Source organism: Knoellia sp. LjRoot47, assembly GCF_964253435.1.
In the GTDB taxonomy this organism is placed as follows: domain Bacteria; phylum Actinomycetota; class Actinomycetes; order Actinomycetales; family Dermatophilaceae; genus Knoellia.
In genome coordinates this window covers 208902-223257 of record NZ_CAXUQS020000002.1, presented here as the reverse complement: position 1 = coordinate 223257, position 14356 = coordinate 208902, and the positions used below count along the sequence as shown (strand labels likewise).

Here is a 14356-nt window from a genome sequence, read left to right as displayed (position 1 = left end):
GCATCGGTCAGACGCGGGCGCCGTCGTCGTCGCTCCAGGGGTCTCTGTCGCTCGGGTCGCGCATGACGAGCAGCGCGAAGCCACCGAAGAACAGGAGGATGGCCCCAAGGGTCCACCAGCCGGCGTAGAACGGCTGCGACACGACCACCCAGAGCAGGAGGAGCGGCCCGCCGATGAGTCCGAGGAGCGCGCCCCAGTATCCGAGGTCCTCACCCGGGGGAAGCGTGACGGCCGGCGGCTCGAAGTGGTCGTCCTCGTCGGCGGTGCTCGGGCCCTGGCGCCACGCCTCGGCCTCGGGCTCGGCACTGTCCGAGGCGTCCGGGGTCACCTCGGGCCGGGGTCCTGCGGGAGCGGACGGCGCCGTCAGAGGCCACGCCTGCGGCGCGGGCTTGGGCCCGGCAGTGTCCGCCGGAGCCTGCCCCGACCGGGCGTCGTCACCGGACTCGGTGTCGGTCTCGGGCTCGTCCTCGGAGCCTGCCACGGCGTCACCCGGGTCGGTCTCGGGACGGGACAGGACGGCATACGCCGCGGTGATGTCCTGGACGGTCCGTGGCGGTGGCGGTGTCGCGGCGTCGTCGTCCCAGTGGGCGACGATCGCGTCGAACTCCGCATCGATGTCACGGTCGTTCATGGGTGGCCTCACGGGTCTCTGGGACGAACTGCACACATGGTCCCACGGCAGGAGTCGCCGGTGACCCGAACGTCATCGGCAACGCGCGCCGGGTCCTGTTTAGTCCGGCGGGACGCCGCGGGTCGTGCACTAGAGTCATGGCGAATCGACGGAAGGGACATTGGTGTTCTACTGGGTGCTCAAGACCGTGTTCCTGGGACCGATCCTGCGGATCCTGTTCCGGCCATGGGTCGACGGCGAGGAGAACATCCCCGAGGACGGCGCCGCCATCTTCGCCAGCAACCACCTCTCGTTCTCCGACTCGATCTTCCTGCCGCTCGTCGTTCCCCGGCGCATGACGTTTTTGGCCAAGGCCGACTACTTCACCGGGGTGGGTCTCAAGGGACGCCTCACGGCTGCGTTCTTCAAGGGCGTCGGGCAGGTCCCGGTCGACCGCTCGGGCGGCAAGGCAAGCGAGGCCGCCCTCAACTCGGGTCTGCGGATCCTGCGCCGCGGTGAGCTCCTCGGCCTCTACCCCGAGGGGACCCGCTCGCCCGACGGCCGCCTCTACAAGGGCAAGACGGGTGTGGCCCGGATGGCCCTCGAGGCCGGGGTCCCCGTCATCCCCGTCGCGATGATCGACACCGACAAGGCCCAACCGACGGGCAAGGTCATCCCCAAGGTCATGCGGGTCGGTGTGCGCATCGGCAAGCCGCTGGACTTCTCCCGCTACAAGGGCATGGAGGACGACCGTTTCGTCCTGCGCTCGATCACCGACGAGGTGATGTACGCCCTCATGGAGCTCTCGGGCCAGGAGTACGTCGACATGTATGCCGGGTCGATGAAGGACCGGATGACCCGGGCCAAGCGGATCCTCCAGCGAGAGCAGGCCGAGGCCGCCAAGCCCGGCCGCGCCGTCGACGAGCTCGAGCGCGAGCTCGACGCCGCCGAGAGCGCCCCCGAGGGCGCACCCGAGACCACCGACGGGACCCGGGGTGCCGACGAGCAGCGTGCCGGCTGAGTCCTCGGGGCGCCGGGGGGCGCTCTTCGGCATCGTCGACACCTCGGTGCGCACGGGCCGCACCGAGCCGGTCATCGTCGAGGCGTTCTCGCGCGGGCTCGACTGGTTCCGCCCGATGGCGGCCCTGTATGCCGGGGTGCTCGTCTGGGGTCGCTACGAGAACATGCTCCGCCCGTGGGTGGCGTTCACCGTCATCGCCGTGCTCATGGGGTTCAGCCTGCTGCTGCTCGTCTTCCGGCGCCGCACCACGTGGCTGCTCGCGATCGAGGTCGCGCTCGCGGTGGGTGGGATCTTCGCCACGCTCCTCGCCGACCATCCCGAGGACGTCGCCGCGGGTACGTTGACGCTGCCGACGATGTGGGCCGCTGGAGGCGTCGTCGGCGCCGCGGTCCTCCACGGTCGCCAGGGCGGGCTGGTCGTCGCGGGCATCATCGCCGTCGCCGACCTCGTCGAGATCGGCACGCCGAACGGCGGCACCTGGCACAACATCCTCCTGCTCTTCCTCCTCGGTGGTCTCATCGGGCTCGCCGTCGACCTCGGCCGCGCCGGGCTGCACCGCTACGAGCAGGTGGTGGCCGAGCGCGAGCGCCTCCGCGAACGCGAGCGGCTGGCGCGCGTCGTCCACGACGGCGTCCTGCAGACGCTGGCCTTCATCCACCGCCGTGGTGACGAGATCGGCGGACAGGGCGCCGAGCTCGGTGCGCTCGCCGCCGACCAGGAGCGCGCGCTGAGGCGGCTCGTGTCGCAGGAGGTTCTCGGGCCCCGGCTCGCGGCCTCGGTCGAGGGCGAGATCCGGCGCGACCTGCGCCAGCTCCTCGGTGCCCATGAAGGCGAACGGGTGAGCGTCTCGCTGCCCGGCGGCCCCGTGCCGCTGGAGCAGGCCCGGGCGGAGGAGCTCGACGCGGCCGTCGCCGCCGCCCTCGACAACGTCACGAGGCACGCCGGCGACGACGCGCGGGCCTGGCTGCTCCTCGAGGACCACGGCGACACCGTCACCGTGACCGTGCGCGACAACGGGGTCGGCGTCGAGCCGGCCCACCTGCTCTCGGCCTCCGAGCGGGGCCGGCTCGGCATGAGCCAGTCGATCGTCGGGCGTGTGCGCGACCTCGGCGGGACCACCGACGTCATCACCCGACCCGGCGCCGGCTGCCGGGTCGTCATCACCGTTCCCCGCGAGGAGACCGCATGACCGACCACCGACCCGCCACGACCCCACACGACGGTGCGACGGCCGACGGCGGTGCCTCCGTGCGGACGCGGGTGCTCGTCGCCGACGACCACCCGTTGTGGCTGGGCGCGCTCGAGCGCGACCTCGCGCAGGCCGGGCTCGACGTCGTCGCGACCGCCGCCGACGGGCCGTCGACGGTGCGCCGGGCCCGGGCGACCCGACCCGACGTCCTCGTCCTCGACCTCAACCTCCCCGGACTGCGCGGCGACGAGGTGTGCCGGGCGCTCGGCGACCTCGAGACCCGCGTCCTCATCCTCTCCGCGAGCGGAGAGCAGCTCGACGTCCTCGCCGCGATCAAGGCCGGTGCGACCGGCTACCTCGTGAAGTCGGCCTCGGGACAGGAGATCGTCGACGCCGTGGCCGCGACGGCGCGGGGCGAGGCGGTCTTCACTCCCGGTCTTGCGGGCCTCGTGCTGGGGGAGTTCCGGCGGATGGCCGCGGGCGACGACGGGGCCGACGCGACTCCGGCGCCCACGAACCGCCCGATCCCCGAGCTCACCGACCGCGAGACCGAGGTCCTGCGCCTCGTCGCGACCGGCATGTCCTACAAGGAGATCGCCGCCGAGCTCGTCCTGTCGCACCGCACCGTCCAGAACCACGTCCAGAACACGCTCGGCAAGCTTCACCTCCACAACCGCGTCGAGCTCGTCCGCTTCGCGCTCGCGCGAGGGCTCGAGGACGCGCCGGGCGGCACCGGCGGCTGACCGGCATACGGGCGCCGCAGGCCACATCACGAGACGCGCCTATCCTTGGTCGCGTGAGCACGACCATCGGCCCCGACCTCAGCACGTTCCTCGAAGCGACCCCCGACCTGCCCGCTGCGCAGCAGCCGGTCTGGCCGGACGCCACCGCGCTCGAGTCGGCCGTCACCGAGCTCTCGACCTATCCGCCGCTCGTCTTCGCGGGTGAGTGCGACGTGCTGCGCGACCGGATGGCCTCGGCGGGCGCCGGTGAGGCGTTCGTCCTCCAGGGTGGCGACTGCGCCGAGACGTTCGCGGGCGCGACCGCCGACAACATCAAGAACCGGATCAAGACGATCCTGCAGATGGCGGCGGTCCTCACCTACGGCGCGTCCGTCCCCGTCGTCAAGGTCGGTCGCATGGCCGGCCAGTTCGCGAAGCCGCGCAGCAGCAACACCGAGACCCGCGAGGACGTGACGCTGCCGGCCTACCGCGGCGACATGGTCAACGACTTCGAGTTCACTCCCGAGGCCCGCCACCCCGACCCGCAGCGGCTGGTGCGTGCCTACCACGCGAGCAGCGCGACCCTGAACCTCGTGCGCGCGTTCACCACCGGAGGCTTCGCCGACCTGCGCCACGTCCACGACTGGAACCGCGGCTTCGTCGCCAACGCCGCCAACCAGCGCTACGAGAAGCTCGCCCGCGACATCGACAAGGCGATGAAGTTCATGGCGGCCTGTGGCGCCGACTTCGAGGCGATGCGCACGACCGAGTTCTTCGCCGCCCACGAGGCGCTGATCCTCGACTACGAGCGTCCGCTGACTCGCGTCGACTCGCGCACCGGCAACCTCTACGACACGTCGGGCCACTTCATCTGGATCGGCGAGCGCACCCGCGACCTCGGCGGCGCCCACCTCGACTTCGTGAGCCGGATCCACAACCCGATCGGCGTCAAGGTCTCGGCCAAGGCGCAGGTCGACGACCTCCTGCGGATGATCGACCTCGTCGACCCCGAGCGCACGCCCGGCCGCCTGACCTTCATCACCCGCATGGGTGCCGGCCAGGTGCGCGAGTCGCTCGCGCCGATCGTCGAGAAGGTCACCGCCAGCGGTGCCGCGGTCACGTGGATCTGCGACCCGATGCACGGCAACACCTTCGAGTCGGCGTCCGGCTACAAGACGCGCGACTTCGACGACGTCGTCGAGGAGGTCCGCGGCTTCTTCGAGGTCCACCAGTCGCTCGGCACCGTCCCCGGCGGGCTCCACGTCGAGCTCACCGGCAACGACGTCACCGAGTGCATCGGTGGCTCCGAGAAGATCCTCGACGCCGACCTCAACAAGCGTTACGAGACGGTGTGCGACCCGCGGCTCAACCACCAGCAGTCGCTCGAGCTCGCGTTCCTCGTCGCCGAGATGCTCAGTCGCGACTGACGTGGTGAACGACGAATCCGGTATGCCGTCCCGCTGGGTCGCGGACCTGCTCTCGGACACGCTGACCCAGCCCACGCAGGCCATGCGTTCGGCGATGGCGGAGGCCCCCGTCGGTGACGACGTCTTCGGCGAGGACCCGACGGTCACCGAGCTCCAGAGGCGCGTCGCGGACCTGCTCGGGCACGAGGACGCCCTCTTCACGCCCACCGGGTCGATGGCCAACCAGCTCGGCATGAGGCTGCATGTCGAGCCCGGCGAGGAGGTCATCGCCGACTCCCTCGCGCACGTGCTGCGGGCCGAGCTCGGTGCGGCTGCGGTGCTCTCGGGCATCTCCTCGCGCTCGTGGGCCGCGACACGAGGACGGCTCGAGCCGTCGGCGCCGCTCGGTCTCATGAGCACCGGCGCCGGTCCCTACCAGGTCGGCACGGCACTCATCGTCGTCGAGAACACGCACAACTTCGGCGGTGGCACGATCCAGCCGCTCGAGGCGATCCGTGAGGTCCGCGCTGCCAGCCGCGAGGCTGGTGTCGCGATGCACCTCGACGGCGCGCGCCTCTGGAACGCCCATGTCGCGACCGGCATCCCGCTCGCCGACTACGGCCGCGAGTTCGACACCGTGAGCGTCTGCCTGTCCAAGGGTCTCGGCGCTCCGGTCGGCTCGGTGCTCGTGGGTTCAGCGGACGACATGGCGCGAGCACGCATCTGGCGCAAGCGGTTCGGGGGCGGCATGCGACAGGTCGGCATCCTCGCCGCAGCCGGTCTGCACGCCCTGGACCACCACGTCGCACGCCTCGCGGACGACCACGCCCGCGCTGCTCGGTTCGCCACCGCGGTCGGTGCGGTGGCGCCCTCGGTCGTCACTCCCGAGCTCGTCGAGACCAACATCGTCATGCTCGACCTGTCGCAGACCCGCTGGGCACCCGCCGAGCTCGTCGACGCGGCGGGAGCACGCGGCATACGGACGTATGCCGCAGGCCCGCAGGGCGTGCGCCTCGTCTGGCACCTCGACGTCGACGACGCCGGTACGGACGCCGCCGCGGAGGTCTTCACCGACCTGCTCTCTCGCTGACGTCCACGACTGATTGCCCCTGGGTGAGGCGTTCGCTGCGCTCACTCCTCACCCAAGGGCAATCAGTCGCGCGTTTCAGACGTCGTGGTGGAGGATCTCCGCCGGCGGGTCCTCAAGGGCTGACACGCCCCCGTCGTGGGTGCCGCCCCGCAGCTCGACGAGGTACATCGCGGCGAGCACGAGGCCACCACCGACGAGCAGTCGCCACGTCACCGCCTCGTTGCCGAAGAGCACGGCGAAGAACGCCGCGAAGACCGGCTCCATCGCCATGACGATCGCCGCCCGGGTCGCCGTGAGGTGGGCCTGCGCCCAGGTCTGGGCGATGAGGGCGCCGGCGCCGGCGACGACGGCCATGTACAGCAGGGAGGCCCACTGGCCCGAGGAGCCCGGCAGGGTCACGCCGTCGGGGACCGCGGCGACGAGGCACACGAGCGCGATGACGGCGGCCTGCACGGTCGAGAGCCCCAGCGCGGTCGACGCGGTGGACCAGCGGCCGAGCGCGAGGATGTGCAGGGCGTAGATCGCCGCGGAGCCGAGCGTGAGCGACTCCCCGAACCCCATGGCGAGTCCCTGCAGCGAGAGGACGCCGATGCCCCCCATGGCGATGACCGCGGCGACCCAGGCGGCCCTCGGGACGTGGTCGCGCAGGAGCAGCGCGCCGAGGACCGGCGTGAGGACGATGTAGGTCCCGGTGAGGAACCCGGACACGGACGCGGCCGTCGTCTCGAGGCCGATGGTCTGCAGGAGCTGCGCCACGGCATACAGGACGCCGAGACCGGCGCCGAGCGTGAGCTCACGACGCGTCAGGGCAAGCGTCTGGCGGTGGAAGACGACGAACATGAGGACGGCCGCGATGCCGAACCTGACCGCGAGGAAGTCGGCCGAGGGGACGTGCTCGACGAGGTCGCGAATGAGGAAGAACGTCGATCCCCACACCGCCGTGACGGCGAGCAGGAGGAGGACGGCCAGACGAGCGCGCCCGTCGTGGACGGGGGAGGGAGGTGCGCCCACCTCAGACCGTCGTCACGACGATCTCGGAGCCCTTGGGCTGCTGCGACCCCTCGGGAAGGCTGAGCCCCTGCACCGTGCCGAAGTTGATGCCGGGGATGGCCTGCCTCTCGGTGACCTTGAACCCGGCCGTCGTGAGGATCTGCCGGACGACGGTGAACTGCTTGCCGATGAGGCCGCCCGGGACGGTGACGAGGACGGGGCCCTTGGAGACGACGACGGTGACCTTGTCGCCCTTGAAGAGGGTGCCGCCCGAGGGGTCCTGTCGAATGATCGAGCCCGACGGCACGGTGTCGCTGTTCTCCTCGCCGGACACCTCGACGACGAGGCCGTCCTTGCGCAGCGCCGTCTTGGCCGAGTCGAGCGGCTTGCCCGTGAAGTTCGTGACGGTGACCGGCTGGCGGCCCTTGCTCACGGTGAGGGCGACGACGGTGCCGCGCTTGAGGGGGGTGCCGGCCTTGGGGGTGGTCGCGATGACCTGTCCCTCGGGGACCTTCTCGTCGAAGGTCTCGCTGACCTTGCCGAGGGCGAGGTTGACCTCGCCGAGTTTGTTGGTCGCCTCCGCTGCGCTCAGGCCGGCGAGCGGGGGCACGACGTAGCGCTCGGGACCCTTGGAGACGAGGAGCGTCACGGCGGTGCCGCGGCGGACCTCGGCGTTGGCCTTGGGCGTGGTCGAGATGACGACCCCCTTGGCCACGGTCTCGCTGAAGCCGTCGCGGCGCGTGGGGTCGAGGTGCTGCGCACGCACGGCCGACTCGGCCGCGACGACCGGCTTGCCCACCACGGCCGGGACGACCGTCGGGGCACCGGGGCCGGCGATGAAGAACCAGGCGGTGGCCGAGGCGATCGCCGCCGAGACGACGACGAGGATCCAGGGCCAGACGGCTCGACGCCGTCCCCGCGGACCGCCGCCCGAGGTCCGGGCGACCGCACCGCCGGCGGTGGCCGGGGGAGCGCCGCGGACCTGGTCGCGCAGCGAGGTGGTCGGTCGGGTCGCCGCACCGCGGGCCGCCGCACCGCGGGCCGCCGAGCGGTCGACCGGCAGCGCCGTCGTGCGGGTGACGACCGCGGCAGCAGCGCCGGCCTCGTCGGCGTCGGGGCGTTCGTCGAGCTCGGTGGGGCTGAGCTCGCGCCGGGCGGTGCGCAGGAGCGTCGCGAAAGCGGCGGCGTCGACGGGACGCTCGTCGGGATCGCGCGAGGTCGCCGTCGCGACGAGCTCGTCGAGCACCTCCGGGGCGTCGGGGTCGCGGTCTCGCAGGCGCGGCGCACCGGCGTGCACGTGCTGGTAGGCGACGTTGATCGCGGTGTCGCCGTCGAAGGCCTTGGAGCCGGTGAGCATCTCGAAGAGGAGGAGCCCCGCGGCGTACACGTCGCTGCGCGCGTCGGCGATCCCGCGCTCGACCTGCTCGGGCGACAGGTAGGACACGGTGCCGAGCAGCAGGCCCGACGAGGACGTCACGGTGTGGGACGTCACCGCCCGGGCCAGCCCGAAGTCGGCGACCTTGACGGCGCCGTCCTCACGCAGGATGACGTTCTCGGGCTTGACGTCGCGGTGGATGATCCCGGCGCGGTGCGCTGCGGCGAGCGCGTCGAGCACGGGCAGCATGATGTCGATGGCGGCCCTCGGCGTCAGCGACCCCTCGGCGCGGATGACCTCGCGCAGGGTCTGGCCGGGGACGTACTCCATCGCGAGGAACATCCGCCCGGCGTCCTCGCCCTGGTCGAAGACCGCGACGACCCCGGGGTGCGACAGCCGCGCCGCGGAGCGGGCCTCGCGGTGGAAGCGCGAGCGGAACGACTCGTCCTGCGCGAGGTGGGGGCGCATGACCTTGAGCGCGACCTCACGATCGAGGCGGGTGTCCAGGGCGAGGTAGACCGAGGCCATACCGCCGTCGGCCAGGCGCTCGAGGACGCGGTAGCGACCGTCGAGGGTCTCGCCGACGAGGTCGTCGGTGGGGGCGGTGGACACCCGACGAGTGTACGGACTGCCCGGGGGCAGCCCGTGGACCCCGGTGCCCGACCCCGCTGGTGTCACATACGGCCCTTGAGCGCCCTGATGTTGGCGACGTAGGCCTTGGTGTCGGTGAACATCCCGCGCGAGCGCACGGAGGCCAGGCCCTGGTAGTAGCCCGCGACGGCCTGGTCCTCGGACGCGGCCATCCGGGTGAGGGCGCGCAGCATGACGACACCGGCGGTGACGTTGTCCTGGGGGTCGAGCAGGTCGAGCTTGCGCCCGACGAGCGAGGATGCCCAGTCGCCGGCGGAGGGGATGACCTGCATGATGCCGACGGCGTTGGCCACCGAGACCTGCTTCTGGTTCCAGCCGGACTCCTGCATGGAGATCGCCAGGGCCAGTCGGGGGTCGACGCCGTGACGGCGCGCGGTGGCCGTGATGAGCGCCTTGGTCTGCGACCTCGTCGGGGTGTGGCGGTGGGCGAGGATCGCGCGGTTGCGCGCGGCGTTCTGCACGACCTTCTGCGGGTACGTGCGGCCCGCGAACGAGTTCGGCAGGGCCTTCGGGCTGGCCTTGCGGACGGCGCTGCCGGGGATGACGAGCCGCTGGCCCGCGAAGATCGTCGTGCCACGCATGCCGTTGGCCTTGACGAGCGCCGACACCGTGCGGCCGTGCTGGGCCGCGATGCCGCTCAGGGTGTCGCCGGACCGGACCACGTAGCCGGCGCCGGTCGCCCGGGCCGGCGCGATGGCCTTGGCCGAGGAGTGCGTGGCGGGCGCGGCGCTGGTCGACAGGCGCAGGCGCTGACCCGGGAAGATGAAGGAGCGGGGGGAGATGCCGCTCGCCTTGGCGATCGCCGGGACGGTGGTCCGGTAGCGCGCGGCGATGTCGTAGAGGGTCTCGCCGGCCCGGACGGTGTGGGTGGCCGTGGCCCGAGCCGTCGCGCGCGGGGCGGCCTTGGCCGTGGCGCTCGGGCGGGCCGGCACCTGGATCGTCGAGCCGGCCCAGAGGCGGCGCGCGTCGCTGATGCCGTTCTTCACGGCGAGCGCTCGAGGGGTGGTGCGGAACGTCGCGGCGAGACCGATGAGCGTGTCACCGCTGCGCACCGTGTACGTCGTCCAGCCGTGGGGGGCTGGAGTGCTGTGGCTGACGGCATGTGTCGGGATGACCGCAGCCGGGGGCACGGTCGCCGGGGGGAGGGCGATGACCATGGAGGCCGTCCTTTCCGCGACGACGAGGGCCGACGTCGTGTTGTCTGTGAGTCTCCTGTGGCAGGCGATGCCAGAGTAGCCGTTGTGACTAGTCTGCGCGAGAGGTGTGGCACGCTGACCCCCGTGACTGACCAGGAGATTCCGCTCGAGACCCTCGTCGGCGAGTGGCTGACCGTGCCCGACATCGCCGAGCGACTCGGCGTCCGGCTGGCCGACGTGCGCCGGTTCATCGACGACCGCGAGGTGCTCGCCGCCCGTGTCGGTGAGCGCCGCGTCGTGTCCGTTCCGGCGAAGTTCTTCGACGACGAGGGCATCCTCTCCGCACTCAAGGGCACCTTCACCGTGCTCGGCGACGGCGGCATGAACGACGACGAGGTCCTGCGCTGGCTCTTCACGCCCGACGCGACCCTGCCCGTCGAGGGCGCGCCGATCGACGCGCTGCGTGGCGGGTTCAAGACCGAGGTGCGCCGCCGCGCCATGGAGCTCGCCTTCTAGTCCTTCTCGTATGCCTTTCGGTCGCCTTTGGGGTCGCCCGCGCAACATCGATGCGCCGCAGTCCCATCCGCACTCCGCGCGCTGAGCGCGCTCCGCGCTCCCGCCAGGCCCAGCCAGCGGCGCCTCGACGTTGTGCCGGCTCCCGTGGACCAGTCGCCTTCTCGGCTCCGGTTCGCACCACGCGGCTCGCTTGCTGTGAGGTGACCTCGGGTCAGGCGGTGCGGGAGGTGCTGATCTCGACGAGGGCGTCGAGGACCGGGCGGGCCTCGGGGGAGATGCCCGTGGCTGCGGCCAGCGAGGTGCGGGCCCGGGCGGCGAGGGTCGAGATCTCGTCCTCGACGGCGTCGACGGCACCCGAGGCCGTGATGACGGCGCGGAGGTGGTCGACCGTCGAGTCGTCGAGGTCCGGGTTGCCGAGGTGGCTGCGGAGCAGCTGGCGACCGGCGTCGTCGGCGCCGTTCAGGGTGTGCGCGATGAGCACGGTGCGCTTGCCCTCACGCAGGTCGTCGCCCGCGGGCTTGCCGGTGGACTCCGGGTCGCCGAAGACGCCGAGCAGGTCGTCGCGAAGCTGGAAGGCGTGCCCGAGGTCGAGGCCGTAGGACGACAGGTGGGCGAGGTCGGAGTCGGGCAGCCCGCCCGCTGTGGCGCCGATGAGCAGCGGGTGCTCGACGGTGTACTTGGCGCTCTTGTAGCGGATGACCCGCTGCGCGCGCTCGATCCGCTCGGCCGAGGGCAGGTCGTCCCACGGGCGGACCGAGTCGACGACGTCGAGGAACTGTCCCGCCATGAGCTGGGTGCGCATCCGGTCGAAGACCTCGCGGCCGCGAGCGAGGTCGCCGGCCGGCAGGCCGCTCGTCGCGACGAGCTCGTCGGTCCAGGTGAGGCAGAGGTTGCCGGCGAGGATGGCGCCGGCGACACCGAACCGCTCGTCGTCCCCGCCCCAGCCACGCTCGGTGTGGACGGCCGCGAGCGCACGGTGGGCGGCCGGCATACCGCGTCGGGTGTCCGAGTCGTCCATGACGTCGTCGTGGATGAGGGCGGCGGCCTGGAAGAACTCCATCGCCGTCGCGAGGCGCACGAGCTCGTCGGAGTCGGGGCGGCCGGCGGCCCGGTGGCCCCAGTAGAGGAAGGCGGCGCGCAGGCGCTTGCCCCCGGCGAGGAGCGAGCCGATCCGGTCGAGGAGGTCGGTGACGTCGGGACCCAGCTCGTCGAGGACGGTGGCCTGGGTCCGCAGCTCCTGGTCGATGCAGGACTGCACGCGGGCGCGCAGGTCCATCTCGTCCAACGGGCTGCTCGTCGTCGCTGCCTCGCGACGCGTCGCGTCCTCGCCACGAGCGAGCTCGTCCAACGGGCTGGTCACGAACACTCCTTGCCATCTCACGGTGTGTGAGCCACGAGCCTACGGCCTGGGCGCTCGACTAATCTCACCCCTATGCCACCCCGGTCGATCCCCGCGCTCCTCGCAGGTCAGCGACCCTCCGTGAGCTTCGAGTTCTTCCCGCCGAAGGACGACACGTCGGAGGCGGTGCTCTGGGACGCCATCCGCCGTCTCGAGCGGGTGCGGCCCGACTTCGTGTCGGTGACCTACGGCGCCGGTGGGACCACCCAGGACCGCACGGTGCGGGTCACCGAGCGCATCGCCCGCGAGACCACCCTCACGCCGCTCGCCCACCTCACCTGCGTGGGCGCCTCGGTGGAGGACATCCGCCGCGTCGTGGGGCAGTACGCCGCGGCCGGGGTCCGCAACATCCTCGCCCTGCGCGGCGACCCGCCGGGTGACCCCGGTGGCGAGTGGGTCGCCCACCCCGAGGGGCTCGACCACGCGACCGACCTCGTCGGTCTCGTCCGCACGCTCGGTGACTTCACGATCGGTGTCGCCGCGTTCCCCGACGTGCACCCCGCGTCGCCCGACCTCGACCACGACGTCGAGGTCATGGTGAGGAAGGCCGACGCCGGTGCGAGCTTCGCCATCACGCAGATGGTCTTCGACGCCGAGAGCTATCTCCGGCTGCGCGACCGCGTGGCGCAGCGTCGCGACCTGCCGATCACGCCGGGCCTGATGCCCGTGACCAACCTCAAGCAGATCACCCGGATGGCGCAGCTCATGGGCACGCCGCTGCCGCGTGCCGTCGTCGACCGGCTCGAAGCCGTGTCGGGTGACCCGGACGCGGTGCGTTCGGTGGGGGTCCAGATCGCCACCGAGCTGGCCCAGCGGATGCTGGCCGAGGGTGCGCCGGGGCTGCACTTCATCACGATGAACCGCTCCACCGCGACGCTCGAGGTCCACGAGAACCTCGGACTGTCGACCAGCGCTCACTGAGCGGTGCGGTGCGGTGCGGTGCGGTGCGGTGCGGGTGTCGGTCGGGCGAGGTCGCACTCGGCGTCGGCGCCGACCGCCGTCGTGACGGCGGTCAGCGCCGGTCGGGGTCGGCCGCGGTGACCTGCGCCCACACCTCGGTGACCGAGGTGAGCACCCCGCCGCTCGCGGCGGCGAAGGTGGCGACGACGTGGACCTCGTCGCTCGTCCCGGTGGCATCGCTCACCGTGGCTCGCAGGACCGCTTCGTCTCCGGCGTCGACGACCTGCTCCCGCTCGAGCCGCCAGTTCCCGGGGTAGTCGCGATTGACGGCGACGAACCCGGCCCGGTCGAACGTCTCGCCGGTGTGGGCGTAGCGAGCCCGGAACCCGGGGGCGAGGAGGGTGTCCAGCGCCTCCCAGTCCTGGGCGTCGATGGCGTCTGCGAAGCGGGTGAGGAGCAGGGCGGCGGAGGCGTCGGTCTCCGTCGACTCGTCGGTGGCGTTCGTGTCCATGGTCGGATCATCGTCCCCGGCGCCGACACCGCGGGTCGGGCGGGCTCGAGGACCTGAGTACCCCGAGCTGTCCTGATCTGAGTATCCGTACGGATCCCGACCCCATCCGTCGGGAGGGAGAGTGGGCCCTGCGGCCGCGTGGCCGGGACGATGAGGGTGGAGGGGCGCTCGTCATTCCGGCGACGCGGCCGTCTCGCGTCCGTCGCGTCCGTCGCGTCCACGCTCCGGGCGACGCGGCCGTCTCGCGCCCGGCCGGGGCGCGCGCCGGCGGGTCAGTCGACCTCGATGGACTTGCCGCTCGTGATCCGCAGCAGCTCGTCGTAGGTGGTCTGGAAGACGGAGTGGCTGTGCCCGGCCGCGGCCCACACGTGGTCGAAGCTGCCGAGCGTGACGTCGACGACGGTGCGCAGGGGAGTGGGGTGCCCGACGGGCGCGACCCCGCCGATGGCGAAGCCGGTCCACTCACGCACCTCCTCGGGAGTCGCCTTGTCGAGCCCGGCCAGGTCGAGCAGCCCGGCGACCCGGTCCTGGTCGACGCGGTGGCCGCCCGAGGCGAGGACGAGGACGGGCTCGGTGCTGCCGTCGTGGCCGCGTCCGGCGAAGACGAGCGAGTTGGCGATCTCGCCGGGGGTGACACCGAGCGCATCGGCGGCGGCGCGGGCGGTGCGGACCGCGTCCGGGAGGTAGCGCACGACCGGCCGGACATGGTGTGCCGCAAGCGTGCTCAGCACGACCGCCACTGACGGGTGCTCGCTGAGGTCACGCTCCGACACGGGGTCGCCGGGCTCGGTCATGGCGTCAGCGTAGGGGCTTGACGCCCCCGCGTCCGACGGTTGTACA

The 14356-nt window shown here is 72.1% G+C and carries 14 protein-coding genes; 7 read left to right on the top strand and 7 right to left on the bottom strand.

Annotation, left to right across the window (positions count from 1 at the left end):
- Nucleotides 1-7: 7 nt before the first annotated feature.
- Nucleotides 8-631 (bottom strand): hypothetical protein, encoded by a 624-nt coding sequence (locus ACSQ11_RS15775; protein WP_436007226.1) that lies wholly within the window; start codon nucleotides 629-631, stop codon nucleotides 8-10.
- 163 nt (nucleotides 632-794) lie between these two features.
- Between ACSQ11_RS15775 and ACSQ11_RS15770 the strand changes: the two genes are divergently transcribed.
- Genes ACSQ11_RS15770 through ACSQ11_RS15750 form a run of 5 tightly spaced genes read left to right on the top strand, consistent with a single transcriptional unit; the run spans nucleotide 795 to nucleotide 6038 of the window.
- Nucleotides 795-1631, top strand: a complete 837-nt coding sequence (locus ACSQ11_RS15770) for a lysophospholipid acyltransferase family protein (protein WP_436007224.1) — start codon at nucleotides 795-797, stop codon at nucleotides 1629-1631.
- Nucleotides 1606-2820 (top strand): MacS family sensor histidine kinase, encoded by a 1215-nt coding sequence (macS, locus tag ACSQ11_RS15765; protein ID WP_436007222.1) that lies wholly within the window; start codon nucleotides 1606-1608, stop codon nucleotides 2818-2820. Before ACSQ11_RS15770 ends, macS begins: the two co-directional genes overlap by 26 nt.
- A complete protein-coding gene (locus ACSQ11_RS15760) occupies nucleotides 2817-3563 on the top strand; it encodes a response regulator (protein WP_436007220.1) in 747 nt (248 codons plus the stop codon). Before macS ends, ACSQ11_RS15760 begins: the two co-directional genes overlap by 4 nt.
- Before the next feature lie 53 nt (nucleotides 3564-3616).
- Nucleotides 3617-4969 (top strand): class II 3-deoxy-7-phosphoheptulonate synthase, encoded by a 1353-nt coding sequence (locus ACSQ11_RS15755; RefSeq protein ID WP_436007218.1) that lies wholly within the window; start codon nucleotides 3617-3619, stop codon nucleotides 4967-4969.
- A 4-nt stretch (nucleotides 4970-4973) separates the two neighbouring features.
- Nucleotides 4974-6038, top strand: coding sequence for a threonine aldolase family protein (locus ACSQ11_RS15750; protein ID WP_436007216.1), 1065 nt, complete (start codon nucleotides 4974-4976; stop codon nucleotides 6036-6038).
- A 75-nt stretch (nucleotides 6039-6113) separates the two neighbouring features.
- Here ACSQ11_RS15750 and ACSQ11_RS15745 read toward each other — a convergent pair whose 3' ends face one another.
- The 3 genes from ACSQ11_RS15745 to ACSQ11_RS15735 form a co-directional block, all read right to left on the bottom strand.
- Nucleotides 6114-7049, bottom strand: a complete 936-nt coding sequence (locus tag ACSQ11_RS15745) for a DMT family transporter (RefSeq protein WP_436007214.1) — start codon at nucleotides 7047-7049, stop codon at nucleotides 6114-6116.
- A gap of 1 nt (nucleotide 7050) precedes the next feature.
- Nucleotides 7051-9015, bottom strand: coding sequence for a Stk1 family PASTA domain-containing Ser/Thr kinase (gene pknB / locus ACSQ11_RS15740; protein ID WP_436007212.1), 1965 nt, complete (start codon nucleotides 9013-9015; stop codon nucleotides 7051-7053).
- Between the two features lie 62 nt (nucleotides 9016-9077).
- Nucleotides 9078-10211 (bottom strand): LysM peptidoglycan-binding domain-containing protein, encoded by a 1134-nt coding sequence (locus ACSQ11_RS15735; protein WP_436007210.1) that lies wholly within the window; start codon nucleotides 10209-10211, stop codon nucleotides 9078-9080.
- Nucleotides 10212-10334: 123 nt separating this feature from the next.
- Here ACSQ11_RS15735 and ACSQ11_RS15730 point away from each other — a divergent pair, with 123 nt between their 5' ends.
- On the top strand, nucleotides 10335-10706 hold the full coding sequence (locus ACSQ11_RS15730; protein WP_436007208.1) for an Rv2175c family DNA-binding protein: 372 nt from the start codon (nucleotides 10335-10337) through the stop codon (nucleotides 10704-10706).
- A gap of 211 nt (nucleotides 10707-10917) precedes the next feature.
- Here the strand turns inward: ACSQ11_RS15730 and ACSQ11_RS15725 are convergent, their stop codons facing one another.
- Nucleotides 10918-11982: a polyprenyl synthetase family protein gene (locus tag ACSQ11_RS15725; RefSeq protein ID WP_436007509.1), complete on the bottom strand. Its 1065-nt coding sequence runs from the start codon at nucleotides 11980-11982 to the stop codon at nucleotides 10918-10920.
- A gap of 156 nt (nucleotides 11983-12138) precedes the next feature.
- On the opposite strand from ACSQ11_RS15725, the gene metF reads away from it, so the two are divergent.
- A complete protein-coding gene (gene metF, locus ACSQ11_RS15720; RefSeq protein WP_436007206.1) occupies nucleotides 12139-13026 on the top strand; it encodes a methylenetetrahydrofolate reductase [NAD(P)H] in 888 nt (295 codons plus the stop codon).
- 91 nt (nucleotides 13027-13117) lie between these two features.
- On the opposite strand, the gene ACSQ11_RS15715 is transcribed toward metF, so the two are convergent.
- Both ACSQ11_RS15715 and ACSQ11_RS15710 read right to left on the bottom strand, forming a co-directional pair.
- The gene (locus tag ACSQ11_RS15715) at nucleotides 13118-13516 is read right to left on the bottom strand and encodes a nuclear transport factor 2 family protein (protein ID WP_436007204.1); all 399 of its coding nucleotides are present in this window, start codon (nucleotides 13514-13516) and stop codon (nucleotides 13118-13120) included.
- 272 nt (nucleotides 13517-13788) lie between these two features.
- Nucleotides 13789-14310, bottom strand: a complete 522-nt coding sequence (locus ACSQ11_RS15710; RefSeq protein ID WP_436007202.1) for a YbaK/EbsC family protein — start codon at nucleotides 14308-14310, stop codon at nucleotides 13789-13791.
- Nucleotides 14311-14356: the final 46 nt, after the last annotated feature.